Source organism: Scytonema sp. HK-05 (genome assembly GCF_963872035.1).
GTDB lineage: Bacteria > Cyanobacteriota > Cyanobacteriia > Cyanobacteriales > Nostocaceae > Kalymmatonema.
Window position 1 is genome coordinate 80,431 of the sequence record NZ_CAWMYC010000103.1, and the last position, 14,947, is coordinate 95,377.

Sequence of the window (14,947 nt, forward strand, 5' to 3'; positions counted from 1 at the left end):
ACCCCCAAGGCATGTAACCGAGGAGCAAGCAGAAAATAAGGGTTTTCATGCGGGTGTGCATGTCGGTGAATTGAGTGATTAAGGGACTGGATACTAAGGACTGGTAAGTAGAATGATTCTCAATTCATTATTCTGAATCACCAATCCCCAATTCCTTGTAAACTAGAACCATAGAATTATCACACTATGTCGTTTTTTTTAACAATTTTGTTACCTTATAACTTTGCACAATCGGCAAAGATAGTTGTGTAAACAAAGCAGGATTCACTTTTGTCTAGTTTTGGGTTTCGTTCCTTTCATTATTGAACTCCTAGGAAATACCAATGTCACCTGTCACGGACCGTCCTTCATCTGATTCTGGATTAAATCTAGTTTTGTTTACCATTCCCCAGTCTTTTGTGTTGCAAGTTGGTACAGTGTCTATATTACTGCTGCTTTTAGCTTCAAAAACTGCCGGAGAAAACTTACAAGCGCTCGGAGAAGCAAGTGAAGAATTGTTTCGAGGCGTGAGCCTACCCATTCTTAACTTCCCTGAGCAGAACGAAGAATAACGAAGCGAAAAAATAGACTTTGGATACTCAATGCTTCTGTGGCAATTGCCAGAACGAAGAAAGTTCCAAACAAAGATTCATAAATATTAACCTCCTTAACCACAATAGAGGATATGAGTTCCCTTTTATACTCTTTTACTCAGGCAGTAAATATCTACCCCGCCTCCGATTTATTTTTGCGCCATCGCCTCCAAGTCGTCGAGGAATTGTGGGAGTCTGTTCTTCGGCAAGAATGCGGTCAAAAGATGGTAGACTTACTGCGCCAACTACGGGATTTTTGTTCGCCAGAGGGACAAGCAATCAACGACCAAGCTTCCTCTGTATTCAAGTTGATAGAGCAGCTGAACATCAACGAAGCAATTCGAGCAGCTCGTGCTTTCGCTTTGTATTTCCAGTTGATCAACATCATAGAACAGGACTACGAACAACGGCAGCAATTAATTCGTTATGAGGTAGAAACAGAGCAAGGCACTCAACAAACTCTACCAGATTTCATATGTTCATCTAACCAGGAAGAAGCAGAAAATCCTGTTAACAGTGGACTAGGAGCAGATTTACTGACAAAAAGTTGGCAAGTCAACTCCAACGGCAAAAAAAGAGGGACTTTTGCCAGTTTGTTCCCTCATTTATTCAATCTAAACGTCCCACCACAGCAAATTCAACGTCTCATTGCTCAGTTGGACGTGCAGCTTGTGTTCACCGCGCACCCAACGGAAATTGTCCGTCATACAATTCGCGATAAGCAGCGGCGCGTGGTTGATCTGTTGCAACAGTTGGATGCAGTGGAAAAACGCTCTACCAATGGTGCTCCTGCTTGGGAAGCACAGGAAGTGCGAGAACAATTGCTCGAAGAAATCCGCCTGTGGTGGCGTACCGACGAGCTACACCAGTTTAAACCTGAGGTATTAGATGAAGTAGACTATGCCTTGCACTACTTCCAAGAAGTGATATTTGATGCCATTCCCCACTTGTACAAACGCTTCAAATATGCATTATCTAGCACTTTTCCCTGGTTGGAACCTCCCAGGAAAAACTTCTGTAGGTTTGGCTCTTGGGTAGGAGCAGATAGGGATGGAAACCCATCGGTGACACCAGATATCACCTGGGAAACAGCCTGCTATCAGCGCAATATGGTGTTGGAAAAATACATCAAGTCGGTGAAGAAGTTAATTAACTTGTTGAGTTTATCGCTGCACTGGAGTGATATTTTACCAGACTTGCTGGAATCATTGGAGTTGGAGCAGTCCCAACTCAGTGAAGTGTACGAGCAACTGGCTCTGCGCTTTCGCCAAGAACCATATCGCTTGAAGCTGTCTTATGTGCTCAAGCGGCTGGAAAATACTCGCGATCGCAATTTGGCTCTGTATAAACGAGAAACTCTCAAGAGGAATAATATCCCCATTTACCACTCAGGAGCAGAGTTTTTAGCAGAACTGCGTTTGATTGAACGCAACTTGACAGAAACAGGTTTAAGCTGTAGGGAATTGGAAAACCTCATCTGTCAGGTAGAAATTTTTGGTTTTAACCTGACGCATCTCGACATCCGCCAAGAATCATCACGTCACTCAGATGCTTTAAACGAAGTCCTAGAGTACTTGGGAGTTTTAAAAGTTCCTTACGACGAACTAACAGAAGACGAGAGAGTTGCTTGGCTCGTTGGAGAACTGCAAACACGCCGTCCGTTAATTCCAGCAGAACTGCCATTTTCCGAAAAAACGAACGATGTCATTCAAACTTTACGGGTTGTGCGATCGCTGCAACAAGAGTTTGGTTATAACATCTGCCAAACTTACATTATCAGTATGTGTCGCCAAGTAAGCGACGTGCTGGAAGTGTTGCTACTCGCTAAGGAAGCCGGGCTTTATGACCCCGGTACTGCTGTTGGTAGTATTCAGGTTGTTCCTTTGTTTGAAACCGTAGAAGACTTGCGGCGCTCAACAAGCGTCATGCGAGAGCTATTTGCATTGCCCTTGTATCGCGCTTTACTAGCAGGAGGATATGAAGCAGGGGAAGCAGGGGAAGCAGGGGAAGCAGGGGGAGATAAGGGAGATGAGGGAGATAAGGGAGATGGGGGAGCAACATCCTCCTCATCTTCGTCATCCTCCTCATCTTCGTCATCTTCCTCATCCCCTTCATCCCCGCTCACGCCCAACTTACAAGAAGTGATGCTGGGGTATTCTGACAGTAATAAAGACTCTGGATTTTTAAGCAGTAACTGGGAAATCCATAAAGCTCAAAAATCACTACAGAAAGTTGCAGAAGAATATGGTGTGAATTTGCGGATTTTCCACGGACGCGGTGGTTCTGTTGGACGCGGTGGTGGTCCAGCTTATGAAGCTATTTTGGCTCAACCTGGTCATAGTATCAATGGACGCATCAAAATTACCGAACAGGGAGAAGTTTTGGCTTCTAAGTACTCCTTACAAGACTTAGCACTGTATAATCTGGAAACTATCACCGCTGCTGTCATTCAAGCAAGCTTGCTGCGAACGGGGTTCGATGATATAGAACCTTGGAATGAAATCATGGAAGAGCTAGCAGCGCGATCGCGTGCTCACTACCGCAACCTCATCTACGAACAACCTGATTTTATTGACTTTTTCCATCAAGTCACCCCAATTGAGGAAATTAGCCAGCTACAAATTAGCTCTCGTCCTGCGCGTCGTCCATCTGGGAAGAAAGATTTAAGCAGTTTGCGGGCAATTCCTTGGGTGTTCAGCTGGACGCAAACCCGGTTCTTGCTACCTTCTTGGTATGGTGTTGGTACAGCATTGCAAGAATTCTTAAACGAAGAACCAGAAGAACATCTGAAGTTGCTGCGTTATTTTTATATCAAGTGGCCCTTTTTCAAAATGGTGATTTCCAAGGCAGAAATGACCTTGGCAAAAGTAGACTTACAAATGGCACGGCAGTATGTTCAGGAATTGTCCCAGCCTGAAGACAAACCTCGTTTAGAGAAGGTTTTTGAACAAATTGCCAATGAATTCTACCAGACACGGGATTTGGTTTTGCAAATCACCGGTCATCAACGGCTTTTGGATGGAGACCCCATATTGCAACGTTCGGTGCAGTTACGTAATGGTACAATCGTACCGCTAGGGTTCATACAGGTTTCCCTGCTCAAGCGCCTGCGCCAAGCTCGAACTAATGTAACCTCCGGAGTTATTCACTCTCGTTACAGCAAAGGCGAGTTGTTGCGAGGGGCATTGTTAACCATCAACGGGATCGCCGCAGGCATGAGAAATACTGGTTGATCCGCTACACTCTTGTCAAAAGTCATGAGTCCAAAGCCCAGAAGTTTGGACTCATGACTAAGATGTAGAGACGCTTCAAACAGCGCGTCTCTACAATGACTAATGATCCTTCGGGTTCGCCAGTCGCCTGCTGTCGGGAAACCCTCCTGCATAGCGCTGGCTCACTAATGACTAATGACTAAAAATCGAACTTTAATTTGCACCTTTTTAGCACTCCTGTCAGGGTTTTCTGGGGCTTACATTGCAGGGCAAATGGCTATAAGTCTCCACAGTCAGAAGTGTCAAAACCAACCTTGGGGCTTGAAGGAGATGTGTAACGCTTTGGTAACACCAGGGGCAGTTTGGCAAGGGAGCACAACAGGACTGTGGACAGGAACTGTTTTGGGTGCGTTTGTTGGGGGTTTAGTGACACGCCAAAGTCGGCAATAGGAAGAAGAAAGAAGAAACAAGAAAGAAAAGTTTCCTTCTTGAGTCTTCTGTGTTGACTCTTCGTTCTTAACTATCAGTTGGGGCTGCTGGCGTTTGTGGTTTACTCAGAGTTTTCCAGGAGTTTGTCCTGGTGTCAAAACAACGCCAAGTTCCATCAGAAGGCTCTCGGTAGCAAAACATAGAGCGATCGCCTGCTACGGGGCTGGCACCTGTGCGATCGCCAGCGTTAAAGTTATCAGTTAAATAATATACAATTCCTCTAAAAGGATGAGTTTTTCGACTCAACCGTTTAGCTACTGCTTGATTGGGACACTCTACGACAAATACAGGTTGTCCATCCAAATGACCCAAAGAGAAGATACACATCCGCAAAATTGCTCGCAACCAGCTTTCTGAGTTATCAAAATAATCATCAATGATTTTGTTGGTTAGAGCTTTTTCTAGGGCACGGTCTTTTTGACGAGGAGTGTGAGGGTCTGACATAGCGCAACTATTATGCTTTACCGTTGGTTTGAGATTAAACCAAAAGCTCCAAAAGTGACAAGCGTATGTCGAAACATACAGCAAAAAAGCTCAACAGAAGCCAAAAGTCAAGAATATAGCGCTTTTCCCTCCATGAAGTGAAGGGGGCTGGGGATTGGGGATTAGGGATTAGGGATTGGGGATTAGCGGGAGATTGGGGATTGGGGGGTACAACACGAAAAATTATGTCCGGGGCAACAAAGCCCTGCGAAAGAAAGGAAATGCACCTTGGCTGGTAAAATTCTCTAGTAAGGGTGAGACTAAATTGCATGACTACTGAAATTAACCAAGAGAACCAAACAACCAAAGGCGCTGATGCCATTGATGAAGCAATTGCACGCGGAATTGATTTTGATGGTTCCCCTATTCCCCCCGTTAAGCTGGAACTTTATCACAAAGTCATGGGGCTAGAAGCGAACAGACAGCGCAGCGGAGTTAGCAATACTATGCGATCGCGCATTGTGCGAATTGGAGCAAAACACATCCCCCAAGCAGAACTCAACCAACAGCTGATAGATGCTGGTTTTGCCCCCTTAAAAGAAAAAGAAATTGCCTTTTTCTACGGTCCAAAGTGATACCAAAGGGCGATTTGCCCAAAGACAGTGTGCTACCTTGTGCGATCGCTGTCTAAGAGCGGGGGACAGTGTGGATACTTCACAAATATCCACGCTGACTAGTTAATCAACCAAGTCTGCCGTGTCCCTTACCCAAATGCGTCGGCTTTATTCTAGAAAGACCCGCAGGACTTTCCCATCTTCGCAGCGTAGATGTAGAAACGCCAACCAGTTTTGCAAATTCTCCTACCTTCCACCCCAAAAACTTACTCGCACTAAATAACTACAAGTAAGTTTAGCAAAGTTTTTGGCTATTTAATTTTGCTCTCTGATATTGAAGTTCTTCTCCCAAGAGAAGCAATCAGAAAAGATGAAAAACTCCCCAGCAAATTACGCCTTGCGGCTACCACGCTCTCTTAAGACGGAGGTCGAACGCCTGGCAGCACAAGATGGTGTCAGTGTCAATCAATTTATTGCCACTGCTGTAGCAGAGAAAATTTCAGCGATGAAAACATCTGAGTTTTTTGTTGAACGTAAGGCACAAGCTGACTTTGCTGCTTTCAACCGGATTATGAGTCGTTCTGGTGGTGAACCACCTCGACCAGGAGATGAATCAATTTAATATTTTGCGCCGAAAGAGTTATTGTTCCATCGCCTCCGCTTACAGATTTCTATCCAACGATATTGACAAACTATTCTCCCTTGTGGATTGAAACAACCGTGCCCTTAAAAGGAACACAGGGGGTTTTACACATGGCTTTAATGCCAAAAATCCGTAACATTATACCCTAGTTCGGCTAGCATTTGCCGTAAGAGAGGTAAACTCAGTCCAATCACGTTGCTGTAGCAACCTTCGATTTTTTCCACAAACAGACTTCCACGACCTTCAAGGGCAAACGCACCAGCACACTTTAAAGGTTCACCTGTGGCGACATAAGCGTCAATGGTGCGATCGCTCAGTTGTGCAAAGTAAACTCTTGTTACCTGGTACTTGACTAAAGTTCTGTTCTGTGTGTTATCTATTAAGGCATGACCCGTGTAAAGGTCGCCAAAACCACCTTGCATTTTTTGCCAGCGTTGACGTGCTTGTTCAGCATCTGCTGGTTTGCCATGAATTTCGCCGTTAATAGCCAAAACCGAATCACAACCCATGATTAAAGCAGATTGAAACTGAGGGGCGACAGTTTCTGCCTTTCGTTGGGCTAAAGTTTTTACCAATTGTGCAGGTTCATTTATTTGAACTTGTGACTCATCAAAGTCACTGGCACAAACGAAAGGCTGAATTCCGGCTGTTTGCAGCAAGCGGCGTCGTGCAACAGAAGCAGAGGCGAGTACAAAGGATGGGCTGCCCATAGGAGGAGTATGGAAGTAAGAACTAGTAAACTGAGAAAGACTCTAGTGATTCTTCAATTAATCGTTTGACTCTACCCCAACGTCTTTCAGGAATTGAGGCATTGAACGTAAAAAGTTTGCCACGGCTGACAGCAACACTAGCAAGGTTGTGGCGTTGTTGGTTCTTAGGTAGAGAAATTGTGTACTCTAAAAGATAGTATGTTTTTCCATTAGATTCCCGCTCTGCGGCATTGACTAACTCAGCTGTGCGACCAGAACCTTCAGGAGCAAGAGCGTTTTTTCCCAACTTATATCCTACTTCTCCTGGTGTCCCTAGTTCTTTCAAAGTTTTGCCTTCTGGAACTGGACTAATCACTACAGAAATATTTTCAGTCACCCCAATTATGTCGTGGAACACCACATCCGGACCGTTGGCAACTTTAACTTGCACCCAGCCGTTAGGATATAAAAACTCATAACCATCAGTGGTGTCTACATAGCTTTTAAGTCCCGCAGCCGCCGCCGCGCTAGAATGACTCAAGCTGAAGCTAAACACCAATAGCAAAATCAATACAATTCTTTTCCACATTTCTACAGTTTCCTTTAGGCTGGAAGCAACACAAGGCAAGTGTAATTTCTCGTTTTCATTGTCCCATGTATGCTGACAACTTACGAACTACGCTGGTTTTACCCAGGCACAATACCGCAAGAGGTTGAACTTTGGTTTAAGCAAAATTGTCTGATTGAACCGCTACAACCACCAGAAGAACGGGAAGATTTGTATCTTTACTCACCAACGTGTGACTTCTTGGGAATCAAATTGCGTCAAGGACGGCTAGAAGTCAAATGGCGCAAAGCAGAATTAGGTGTTGGGCGTTTTGGCGAATTCGTCTTGGGTAACACAGAGAAATGGGGCAAGTGGCTGTGTTGTGATCCTACAGAAGAAAGTTTTCAACCAAACCTCGTTCTAGACAACGCTTCATGGGTAAGTGTCCAGAAAATTCGCTATTCACAACTTTACCAAGTTTTCCCTGAGTTTCCACCACAACCTGTTGTTTCAAAAAATGAAGGTATCGACAACGGTTGTACAGTAGAACTTACCCATTTGATCATTCAAGAAAATGCTTGGTGGAGTCTTGCGTTTGAAGCTTTTGGCGAAGATACTCGTTTGATGGAGAACCTTCAGACAACAGCAAGTTGGGTATTTAAGACTTATCGTGGCTTAAAGTTACTTGCTCTTAATTCTTACGCGTACCCAAGTTGGCTAGCGCTTGTTTGTCGGTGACTGTTTACAAAACAAGTTACAAAACAAGCAAAAATCACCCAGCTGGGTACTGCTGTGCCTAATAACAGGGAACTAGGATATCAGAGGACAAACCAGGTGTAAAAGGTTATACTATTGCTGTTTTGGCACACACCAATAACTGTAAAGGTACCGAAGTTCATAAAGAGTTGCAACACGAGGAATTGTTCGCCTTTGGGACTGACAAGCTGTATCCATCATCAGACCATCGGCTTGTCTTGTCATTAGCCACTCTTTGAGTTACTCAATCAATCCAGGTCAGAATAATTACAAGGAAAGGTTTTATGGGTTTGGACAAAGGTTACGGTGTTTTAAAATGTCATGCGATCGCTGGCAAGAAGGAACTTGACAAAGAAGCCCCGCATTATCAAGTTCATGTGAAGGACGATCAGTTTTCGTATCGTCTTGCAATCAACGTTAGATCAGTTGAGCAACCTTTCGATTTGTTCTATTTTGTCGATGATGATTTTGAACATTTCATCACTGACAAACTCGATAAATTGAACTTTGGCTTTACGGAGATTGAGGAGTCACAGAGAAAGGCTGGGGAAATTGCACTGGACTACATCCGAGCAAACTTATTTAAAGTCGATAATCTCAAACCATTGCCCTTCAATTTACCTGGAGAAAACAACGACCTCAACGAGTTGATTGACTCGCACATTCAACGGGCAATTGACACTCAAGCAGTTGTCTATGCCTTTGGGGAACCGTGGGGACCAGAAAATAAGCCTGACAAAGTGTTCGACTTTAAACCGGGAAGAGGCGTTCATAATATTCATATGAACCAGGGCAACAGTGGGAATTTTGCCAGGGAAAATGGGGTTTTTCAAGATGGGGCGTTGTTGATTCATTATCCCTCTGCGCAAGGCTCACACGACCACTGGGTTGCGGCATTTTTTGCATTTCAATCCCAGTCCTTCCACACTGATGATCGTACTGGCAATCCCATAGCCATAGATCAAAGGGTGGGAACTGAACCAGTGGAACCAGGTGTTTCTGCTGTGAAGGCGCAGGTAAAAATTGTTGCTGCTTTGGTGAATCCTCGTAAGGAAGATACAGGCAAGGAGTCTATTACTTTAATCAACTCTTCACCAGAAAAAGTTGATTTGACCAATTGGGCAATTGCTGACAGCCTCAAACGTAAGCACCGCCTTCAAGGGTTGAGTATCTCACCTGGCGGAGTTGTCACAGTGTCTTTAAGTGGAGAAAATATTCAGCTTTCCAATAATGGGGGCATCATCACCCTTGTTGATGACAAAGGAATTAAGATTGACGGTGTTTCCTACACGAAGGAAGATGCCCAACAGCAGGGTTGGACGATTGTGTTTTGATTTGTTGTTAATTGTTAGTGTCTGTTCTTGCTAACTACTAACAATTAACTATTGTGCTTGCAGTACTACCAATGTCATATCATCGGTGTTTTGCTTATCGCCACCAATAAATTGTTGCACTTGGTTAAATAAATAATCTAGAATTTCCTCTGGTCCACTACAAATCCTACAAGCGTAGCTAAATACCACAACGAGGTTTTCTTCATCAAAGCGATCGCCACTTGCAGCAGCTGCATCGGTCAAGCCATCTGTATAATAAAGAATGATATCTCCAGGCTCTAACTGTGCCTGACCATCTTCGTATTGGTTATTAGCATCTAAACCAATAAGCATTCCAAAGGTATCTAAACGAGTCACTGTTTTCGTTGCCGCATGCCACCACATTGGCGGATTGTGTGCTGCATTGCTGAAAGACAAAATCCGTGTTTTCGGATCATATTCTGAGTAAAATAGAGTGACAAAGCGATGGGAATTTTCCAAATCTGCATACATCACTCGATTCAAGTTTTGCAGGATTCGTTTGGGAGGATGACCGTGTAACACTTCTCCCCGCAGCATTCCCCGCATCATAGTCATAATCAGTCCTGCAGGGACTCCTTTGCCCATAACATCACCAATCACCAAAGCCCAGCGACCATCTGCATCTAAACTGCTTTTGTTGTTTGGCTGAATTTGATTATGATTTGTAGGAATAAAGTCGTAGTAGTCTCCGCCAACACGATTAGCTGGTTTACAGCGTGCGGCAAGGGCAACACCTGAAATATTAGGGCATTGGCGTGGCAGAAGTCGCCTTTGAATTTCTGCGCCAATTTCTAGTTCTTGGTCTAGGCGTTCTTTTTTTCTGAGTTCTACGGCAAGTTCATCATTTTCTATTGCTACAGCCGTTTGATCTGCCACTAGGCGGACTAACTTTTGTCTGGTTTCTGTCCAAGTATATTCTGGTTCGCGGCTCAAAACGTAAAGCCATCCCCGTTCTGTATGCTTTACCAGAATCGCCGTACCAAAGATTTGTATATCTGGTCCCAAGCAGCGATGCATATAGTCATCCAACGCACCCGTGGTCATTGCTAAAGGTTGGGTATTGGGGACATATGTGATTTGACTCGTTGCTGTTTCTAGTGCCTTGCGGATATTCTTACGCTGCCCACTATCCTGCCAATGCAGCTGTTCTAATCTTACTTGACCATTAGGTTTGTACAGAAATAGGGCACTACCATCTGCATCTGTGACTCTTGTTGCCATCAAAGGAATCAGTTCCAAAAACTGATTCAAATTATTGAAGCTTCGCAAAGCAAATCCCAAAGAACTCAGTAAATCTTGAATTTTATTTTGTTCTCGGTGCAACCGTGCCACGAGTTCTTTGAGTGCCACAACTGGAGTGACCTGAGTTGTCGGGGCACCACTATTACTGTCAGTTGGTTGAGACGGTGGTTGAGGCACAGTTACCATTGTGATTTACATTATTCTTGTTTTATATTCCTTATAAATACTTTCGTTTTTGGATTGCTAAACTATATTGTGACAAGCCTGTCAGTTTAGCAAGAGTAGAAAAACGTAAGGTGTAAATTCTAAAAGTCTTTCGTATTTCATTTGCTTATTTAATTTCTTAATATATACAATTTAGAGTCATATACTTTTAGCACAAAACGACCTGCAAAAAACAACCATTCTAGATACACGCTGATAAGCTCCAAAATATATCATACTTTAATAACTTCGTCATATACCTTTGGATATATAAAATAGCTTGGCTTCTCAACCGTTAAGTGTCAAAAATGCCTGCTTGCACCTCAGGGTCTGATCATTGTAAAGGCTTACCCTTATCCACATAGCTAAAAATATGTAAACAAAAATGCATTGTAGATAAATCATCACACCAACAGGTACAAGCTGCGGCACCAAATCGAAAAACAGTATAAAATAGAACGTTTCATCTAAAAGTTAGACAATCAGTTGCTGTTTCACCGTCACTCTTTAAATCTTTAATTTACCACTAGAGAATATTTTTAAATATTAAGTCAGGGAATTTTGACTTACAGCGGTTTTCTTTCGGGTGGGCATTGCCACGAATATAGGGGTTCTTACTTGAGTACAATACAAGTTTTGTGGGGTGGGCATCCTGCCATGCGTGTCAACTTAAGGTGAAAGTCAGTAAGCGACAATGTTTTGAGAGATTGTCTTGTTTGCCTCGTTCCCAGCCTCAGGCTGGGAATGCCTACTGGGAGGCAGAGCCTCCCAGGCTTGCTCAAGAGCCGCACCCACCGCATTTCCAGGTGGAACCACCCTTCGGGTATCTCCTGAGCCCTGAGTCCTTACGGACACGCTGCGCGTTCACTTCGGTGTGCGCTTTGCGCTTACGGGCACGGCTTGAGGCCTGTACCGTGCGACCTCTGAAAGAGGCACGGAGACGCTGCGCGTTAGCGAACGCGAGTGCGTGTGCCTTTGGCACTCAGCTCCTCCCGAATGAGGCAGGCAGTCCCCTAGGTTGGGAAACCCGCCTGCAGGGGTGTCTCACCGCGCCCGAGATTAAAGACAGGGTTTTGGCTTAAATTGACACCAATGGCATCCTGCCCGCCCGGATAGTAGGACGGGCAGGATGCCCATCCCACAAGAGTCTAAAACAGTATTCTTTTCAATTGAGAACCGCCATAATACCAATTCAAAATTCATCTCTGTACGGCATTAAGAAAGCCAGATATAACCCAATACGGTTCAAATCAGACGAAAACCGTTATATGGACGTGAATGTAGAGACGTTGCCCTTCGGGTATGCCTTCGGCACGCTACGCGAACGCCAGTCGCCTGCTGCGGGAAACCCTCCCGCAGCGCTGGACTCACATGCAACGTCTCTACAAGTGTTCTGCGGGTACGCACTCGCGTTCGCTATCACCAACAATCTTTAACTGAACCGTATTGAGATATAACCAGGGTTTGGCAGTGTATATCTGTCGCATTCTTTTTTCACGCTTGGTATAACTGTATTGCAACCAAATCAGAAGCGCTGTAAGGCAGAACGTCTCCACAATCAAATCCCTGTGCAGCAATCTTCAATAATTTATCAAGCTAACCATTCAAGAGTGCTTCCACAAACTCATAGCTAGAAAAAGGACGCAAATCTTCAATTCCTTCGCCAGCACCAATAAAACGAATAGGTAAGCCTAACTGCTGCACCACGGCAAGGGCAACGCCTCCTTTAGCAGTACTATCCAGCTTAGTCAAAACGACACCACTCAGTTGTGCCGCTTGGGAAAAGACTTCAGCTTGTCGCAATCCATTTTGACCTAAAGTTGCATCTAAAACCAAAAGGGACTCGACTTTAGCATTAGGGGCTTTTTTATCAATAATGCGACGGATTTTACTGAGTTCCTCCATCAAATTTTTCTTATTTTGTAGTCGTCCGGCGGTATCCACGAGAAGCAATTCTATTCCTCGTGCTGTGGCAGCAGAGATGGCGTCAAACACAACTGCTGCTGGATCTGCATTCTTCGCAGGATTGGAAATAACTTCGACACCACTTCTAGTGCCCCAAATCTTAACCTGTTCCACAGCGGCAGCGCGGAAGGTGTCCGCTGCACCAATCAAGCATTTATAGCCAGATTTATTTGCTAGGTGTGCGAGTTTACCGATAGTGGTGGTTTTGCCAGCGCCATTTACCCCAGTAATTAACCAAACGTTGAGAGTTTCTTTTTCTGGGACAAAGATAGGTTTACTAGATTGTTTGACTGGTGCATCCAGCATATCTCGCAAGATGCTTTTCAGGTAGGCGATCGCCTCCTCTGGTGGCAGGACTTCTTGGCGAAGCTTGTTCTGGAGAGTGCTGATGATGTAATCTGTTGCTTCCACACCGACATCGGCTTGTAAAAGCAATGCCTCAATCTCCCCTACCGCTGCTTGGTTAAGTGGTCCTTGTCCGACAATTGCCTTGAGTTGGTTGAGGATGTTACGGCGGGTTTTGTCTAAGCCTTGCCGCAGCTTTTTCAGCCAAGTGATTTCTTCAAAAGAAATATCTTCTGGACGCCTACCTTGTGCCGCCAGGACTTCTGTTGACCACAAGAACCCTTCATCTAAGTCAAGCCCAGGAATTTCCCCTGCTACCTCTGGCGCAGTGGTAGTTGCAGCTACCTGCTGTTGAACCTCTGGTTCTGGGACTTCTATTGCGGTTGCTATGAGTCTTTCTTGTCTTGCTTGCCGTTCTGCTGCTGCTCTTTCTAAAAATGATAGAGTGGCAGGTGCTGATGGCTGCGTTACCTCTTGTGTTGTTGGTTCAGTGGGTTCTGGTGAAGCGATTTCTGTGGTAAAAAAGCTTTCAGCATCTGGTTCTTCGGCAATGACTGGCACCTCTGGTGGTGTGCTGAGTTCATCTGTGCCATCTGGTTCTTCGGCAGTAATTTGATCCGCAGTCACAACAGCTTCTTGTGGAGGTTGTAACGTTTCTGCTGCTGGTTGTGGTTGTGCCGTTTCTGCCTGAACTGGTTCTGTTTCAGGTTCTTCTGGTGGTGCTTCAGCTGTTACCTCACTTCCTGGCGTTTCTGCTGGCTGGGGTTGTTGCCTTTGCTGGATATTCTTATAAGCAGCTTTCGCATAAGCCAGTAAGTCAGTCGCTACCTCAGGTGCAGTTTCTGAGGTTGAGGTTTCGGCTGGTTGTGGTTGAGGTTCTTTTGCAGCAGGAGTTTCTTCCTGCTTCTGTGGAGAGGGAGTACCAGAAGGCTCGTTATGTTGACGACGGAACCAATTAAAAACCATTGCAGCTAGTTTGTTATAAAACTTAAGTTTTTATCTAAATTATGAGTTTAATTCAACTTCTCACTCTTTTTTAGCGAAATGTTTACCAAAGATAACCCCCCTACCCTCTTTTACTCCCCTGCAAGCAAAAGAGAGATAAGGAAAAAAAATTTAAGGTTGGAGTGCGACCAATCAAGTCACTTGGCATTACCACTTAATCAAAGCGAGCTTTTTGCTATGGAGTACTTGCTACCTTTTTTTGCTCAGTCACTCGACGCAGAACACCATTAATAAATCGATGGCTGTCTTCTTCACTGTAGCGTTTAGCTAACTCTATGGCTTCGTTAATTGTCACGCTCTGTGGAACTTGAAGATACTTCATTTCTGCCACAGCGATTCGCAGTATATCCCGGTCAATATGTGCTAAGCGAGTGACTTGCCAATCTACCAGGGCAGTAGAAATTTCCTCGTCTATGGTGTTTCGGTTTTCATTAACAGTGATGATAATCTCTTTGGCGTACTCGCGGACTTCTCTGTCTTGATTAGCAAGTTGAATGAGTTCCGGAAATTCAACAGTCGCAGCCAACTTGTTAATTGCTGTTTGCGTGTAGACGATCGCCTCTTTGACCATTGTTCTGGCGGTATTTAGGTCACTGGCGCGTGTTTGGCTAGTGAGAAGGCGATCGTTACTGCGTTGCAGTTCGCCCGCCGCATTGTCTAAAGTATCTTGAACTTCGGATCGCAGGGTGCGTACTGCTGCTAGCACCAACTTTGATACGAGTTGATCTGGTGGTATTTTTTCTAATTTTTTCGGGTTCATCGGCAGTTGGCTTAGGCTTAATAGTGCCAATTCCCGAGCTATTTGACGCGGTTTACGCTCTTGCATAAAAGTGAGTTGAGAGTATATGAGGAAGAATTTTTGGTTTTAGATTCAGAAGTAGCAGAC

General features: G+C 44.6%; 16 protein-coding genes. 7 read left to right on the top strand and 9 right to left on the bottom strand.

Features of this window, described 5'->3' with window-relative positions:
- Nucleotides 1–323: 323 nt before the first annotated feature.
- The 3 genes from AACT52_RS18355 to AACT52_RS18365 all read left to right on the top strand — a co-directional run bounded on the left by AACT52_RS18355 (nucleotide 324) and on the right by AACT52_RS18365 (nucleotide 4,234).
- Nucleotides 324–551: a hypothetical protein gene (locus AACT52_RS18355; protein WP_073626983.1), complete on the top strand. Its 228-nt coding sequence runs from the start codon at nucleotides 324–326 to the stop codon at nucleotides 549–551.
- A 113-nt stretch (nucleotides 552–664) separates the two neighbouring features.
- A complete protein-coding gene (locus AACT52_RS18360; RefSeq protein ID WP_073626985.1) occupies nucleotides 665–3,805 on the top strand; it encodes a phosphoenolpyruvate carboxylase in 3,141 nt (1,046 codons plus the stop codon).
- A 174-nt stretch (nucleotides 3,806–3,979) separates the two neighbouring features.
- Nucleotides 3,980–4,234 carry a hypothetical protein gene (locus AACT52_RS18365; protein ID WP_073626987.1) on the top strand — a complete coding sequence of 85 codons (255 nt, stop codon included), beginning with the start codon at nucleotides 3,980–3,982 and terminating at the stop codon, nucleotides 4,232–4,234.
- 66 nt (nucleotides 4,235–4,300) lie between these two features.
- Here the strand turns inward: AACT52_RS18365 and AACT52_RS18370 are convergent, their stop codons facing one another.
- Nucleotides 4,301–4,717: a hypothetical protein gene (locus tag AACT52_RS18370; RefSeq protein ID WP_073626989.1), complete on the bottom strand. Its 417-nt coding sequence runs from the start codon at nucleotides 4,715–4,717 to the stop codon at nucleotides 4,301–4,303.
- 308 nt (nucleotides 4,718–5,025) lie between these two features.
- Here AACT52_RS18370 and AACT52_RS18375 point away from each other — a divergent pair, with 308 nt between their 5' ends.
- On the top strand, nucleotides 5,026–5,331 hold the full coding sequence (locus AACT52_RS18375) for a small RNA NsiR4-regulated ssr1528 family protein (protein ID WP_041040093.1): 306 nt from the start codon (nucleotides 5,026–5,028) through the stop codon (nucleotides 5,329–5,331).
- A gap of 106 nt (nucleotides 5,332–5,437) precedes the next feature.
- Here the strand turns inward: AACT52_RS18375 and AACT52_RS41440 are convergent, their stop codons facing one another.
- Nucleotides 5,438–5,572, bottom strand: a complete 135-nt coding sequence (locus tag AACT52_RS41440; RefSeq protein ID WP_143172697.1) for a MerR family DNA-binding transcriptional regulator — start codon at nucleotides 5,570–5,572, stop codon at nucleotides 5,438–5,440.
- A 108-nt stretch (nucleotides 5,573–5,680) separates the two neighbouring features.
- Here AACT52_RS41440 and AACT52_RS18380 point away from each other — a divergent pair, with 108 nt between their 5' ends.
- Entirely contained in the window at nucleotides 5,681–5,932 is a 252-nt protein-coding gene (locus tag AACT52_RS18380) for a toxin-antitoxin system HicB family antitoxin (RefSeq protein WP_073626991.1), read from the top strand.
- A 137-nt stretch (nucleotides 5,933–6,069) separates the two neighbouring features.
- Here AACT52_RS18380 and AACT52_RS18385 read toward each other — a convergent pair whose 3' ends face one another.
- A complete protein-coding gene (locus tag AACT52_RS18385; protein WP_073626993.1) occupies nucleotides 6,070–6,663 on the bottom strand; it encodes a Maf family protein in 594 nt (197 codons plus the stop codon).
- Nucleotides 6,664–6,685: 22 nt separating this feature from the next.
- On the bottom strand, nucleotides 6,686–7,231 hold the full coding sequence (psbP, locus tag AACT52_RS18390) for a photosystem II reaction center PsbP (protein WP_073626995.1): 546 nt from the start codon (nucleotides 7,229–7,231) through the stop codon (nucleotides 6,686–6,688).
- 69 nt (nucleotides 7,232–7,300) lie between these two features.
- On the opposite strand from psbP, the gene AACT52_RS18395 reads away from it, so the two are divergent.
- On the top strand, nucleotides 7,301–7,927 hold the full coding sequence (locus AACT52_RS18395) for a hypothetical protein (RefSeq protein WP_073626997.1): 627 nt from the start codon (nucleotides 7,301–7,303) through the stop codon (nucleotides 7,925–7,927).
- A 111-nt stretch (nucleotides 7,928–8,038) separates the two neighbouring features.
- On the opposite strand, the gene AACT52_RS18400 is transcribed toward AACT52_RS18395, so the two are convergent.
- On the bottom strand, nucleotides 8,039–8,170 hold the full coding sequence (locus AACT52_RS18400) for a hypothetical protein (protein ID WP_272937051.1): 132 nt from the start codon (nucleotides 8,168–8,170) through the stop codon (nucleotides 8,039–8,041).
- Between the two features lie 59 nt (nucleotides 8,171–8,229).
- Here AACT52_RS18400 and AACT52_RS18405 point away from each other — a divergent pair, with 59 nt between their 5' ends.
- On the top strand, nucleotides 8,230–9,279 hold the full coding sequence (locus AACT52_RS18405; RefSeq protein ID WP_073626999.1) for a DUF2278 family protein: 1,050 nt from the start codon (nucleotides 8,230–8,232) through the stop codon (nucleotides 9,277–9,279).
- 48 nt (nucleotides 9,280–9,327) lie between these two features.
- On the opposite strand, the gene AACT52_RS18410 is transcribed toward AACT52_RS18405, so the two are convergent.
- From AACT52_RS18410 to nusB, 4 genes are all read right to left on the bottom strand, one after another.
- Nucleotides 9,328–10,728 (bottom strand): GAF domain-containing SpoIIE family protein phosphatase, encoded by a 1,401-nt coding sequence (locus AACT52_RS18410; protein ID WP_073627001.1) that lies wholly within the window; start codon nucleotides 10,726–10,728, stop codon nucleotides 9,328–9,330.
- Between the two features lie 699 nt (nucleotides 10,729–11,427).
- Nucleotides 11,428–11,562 (bottom strand): hypothetical protein, encoded by a 135-nt coding sequence (locus AACT52_RS18415; protein WP_272937052.1) that lies wholly within the window; start codon nucleotides 11,560–11,562, stop codon nucleotides 11,428–11,430.
- A gap of 780 nt (nucleotides 11,563–12,342) precedes the next feature.
- Nucleotides 12,343–14,022: a signal recognition particle-docking protein FtsY gene (gene ftsY, locus AACT52_RS18420; RefSeq protein ID WP_073627003.1), complete on the bottom strand. Its 1,680-nt coding sequence runs from the start codon at nucleotides 14,020–14,022 to the stop codon at nucleotides 12,343–12,345.
- Between the two features lie 214 nt (nucleotides 14,023–14,236).
- Nucleotides 14,237–14,887 (bottom strand): transcription antitermination factor NusB, encoded by a 651-nt coding sequence (gene nusB / locus AACT52_RS18425; protein ID WP_073627005.1) that lies wholly within the window; start codon nucleotides 14,885–14,887, stop codon nucleotides 14,237–14,239.
- Nucleotides 14,888–14,947 lie beyond the last annotated feature (60 nt).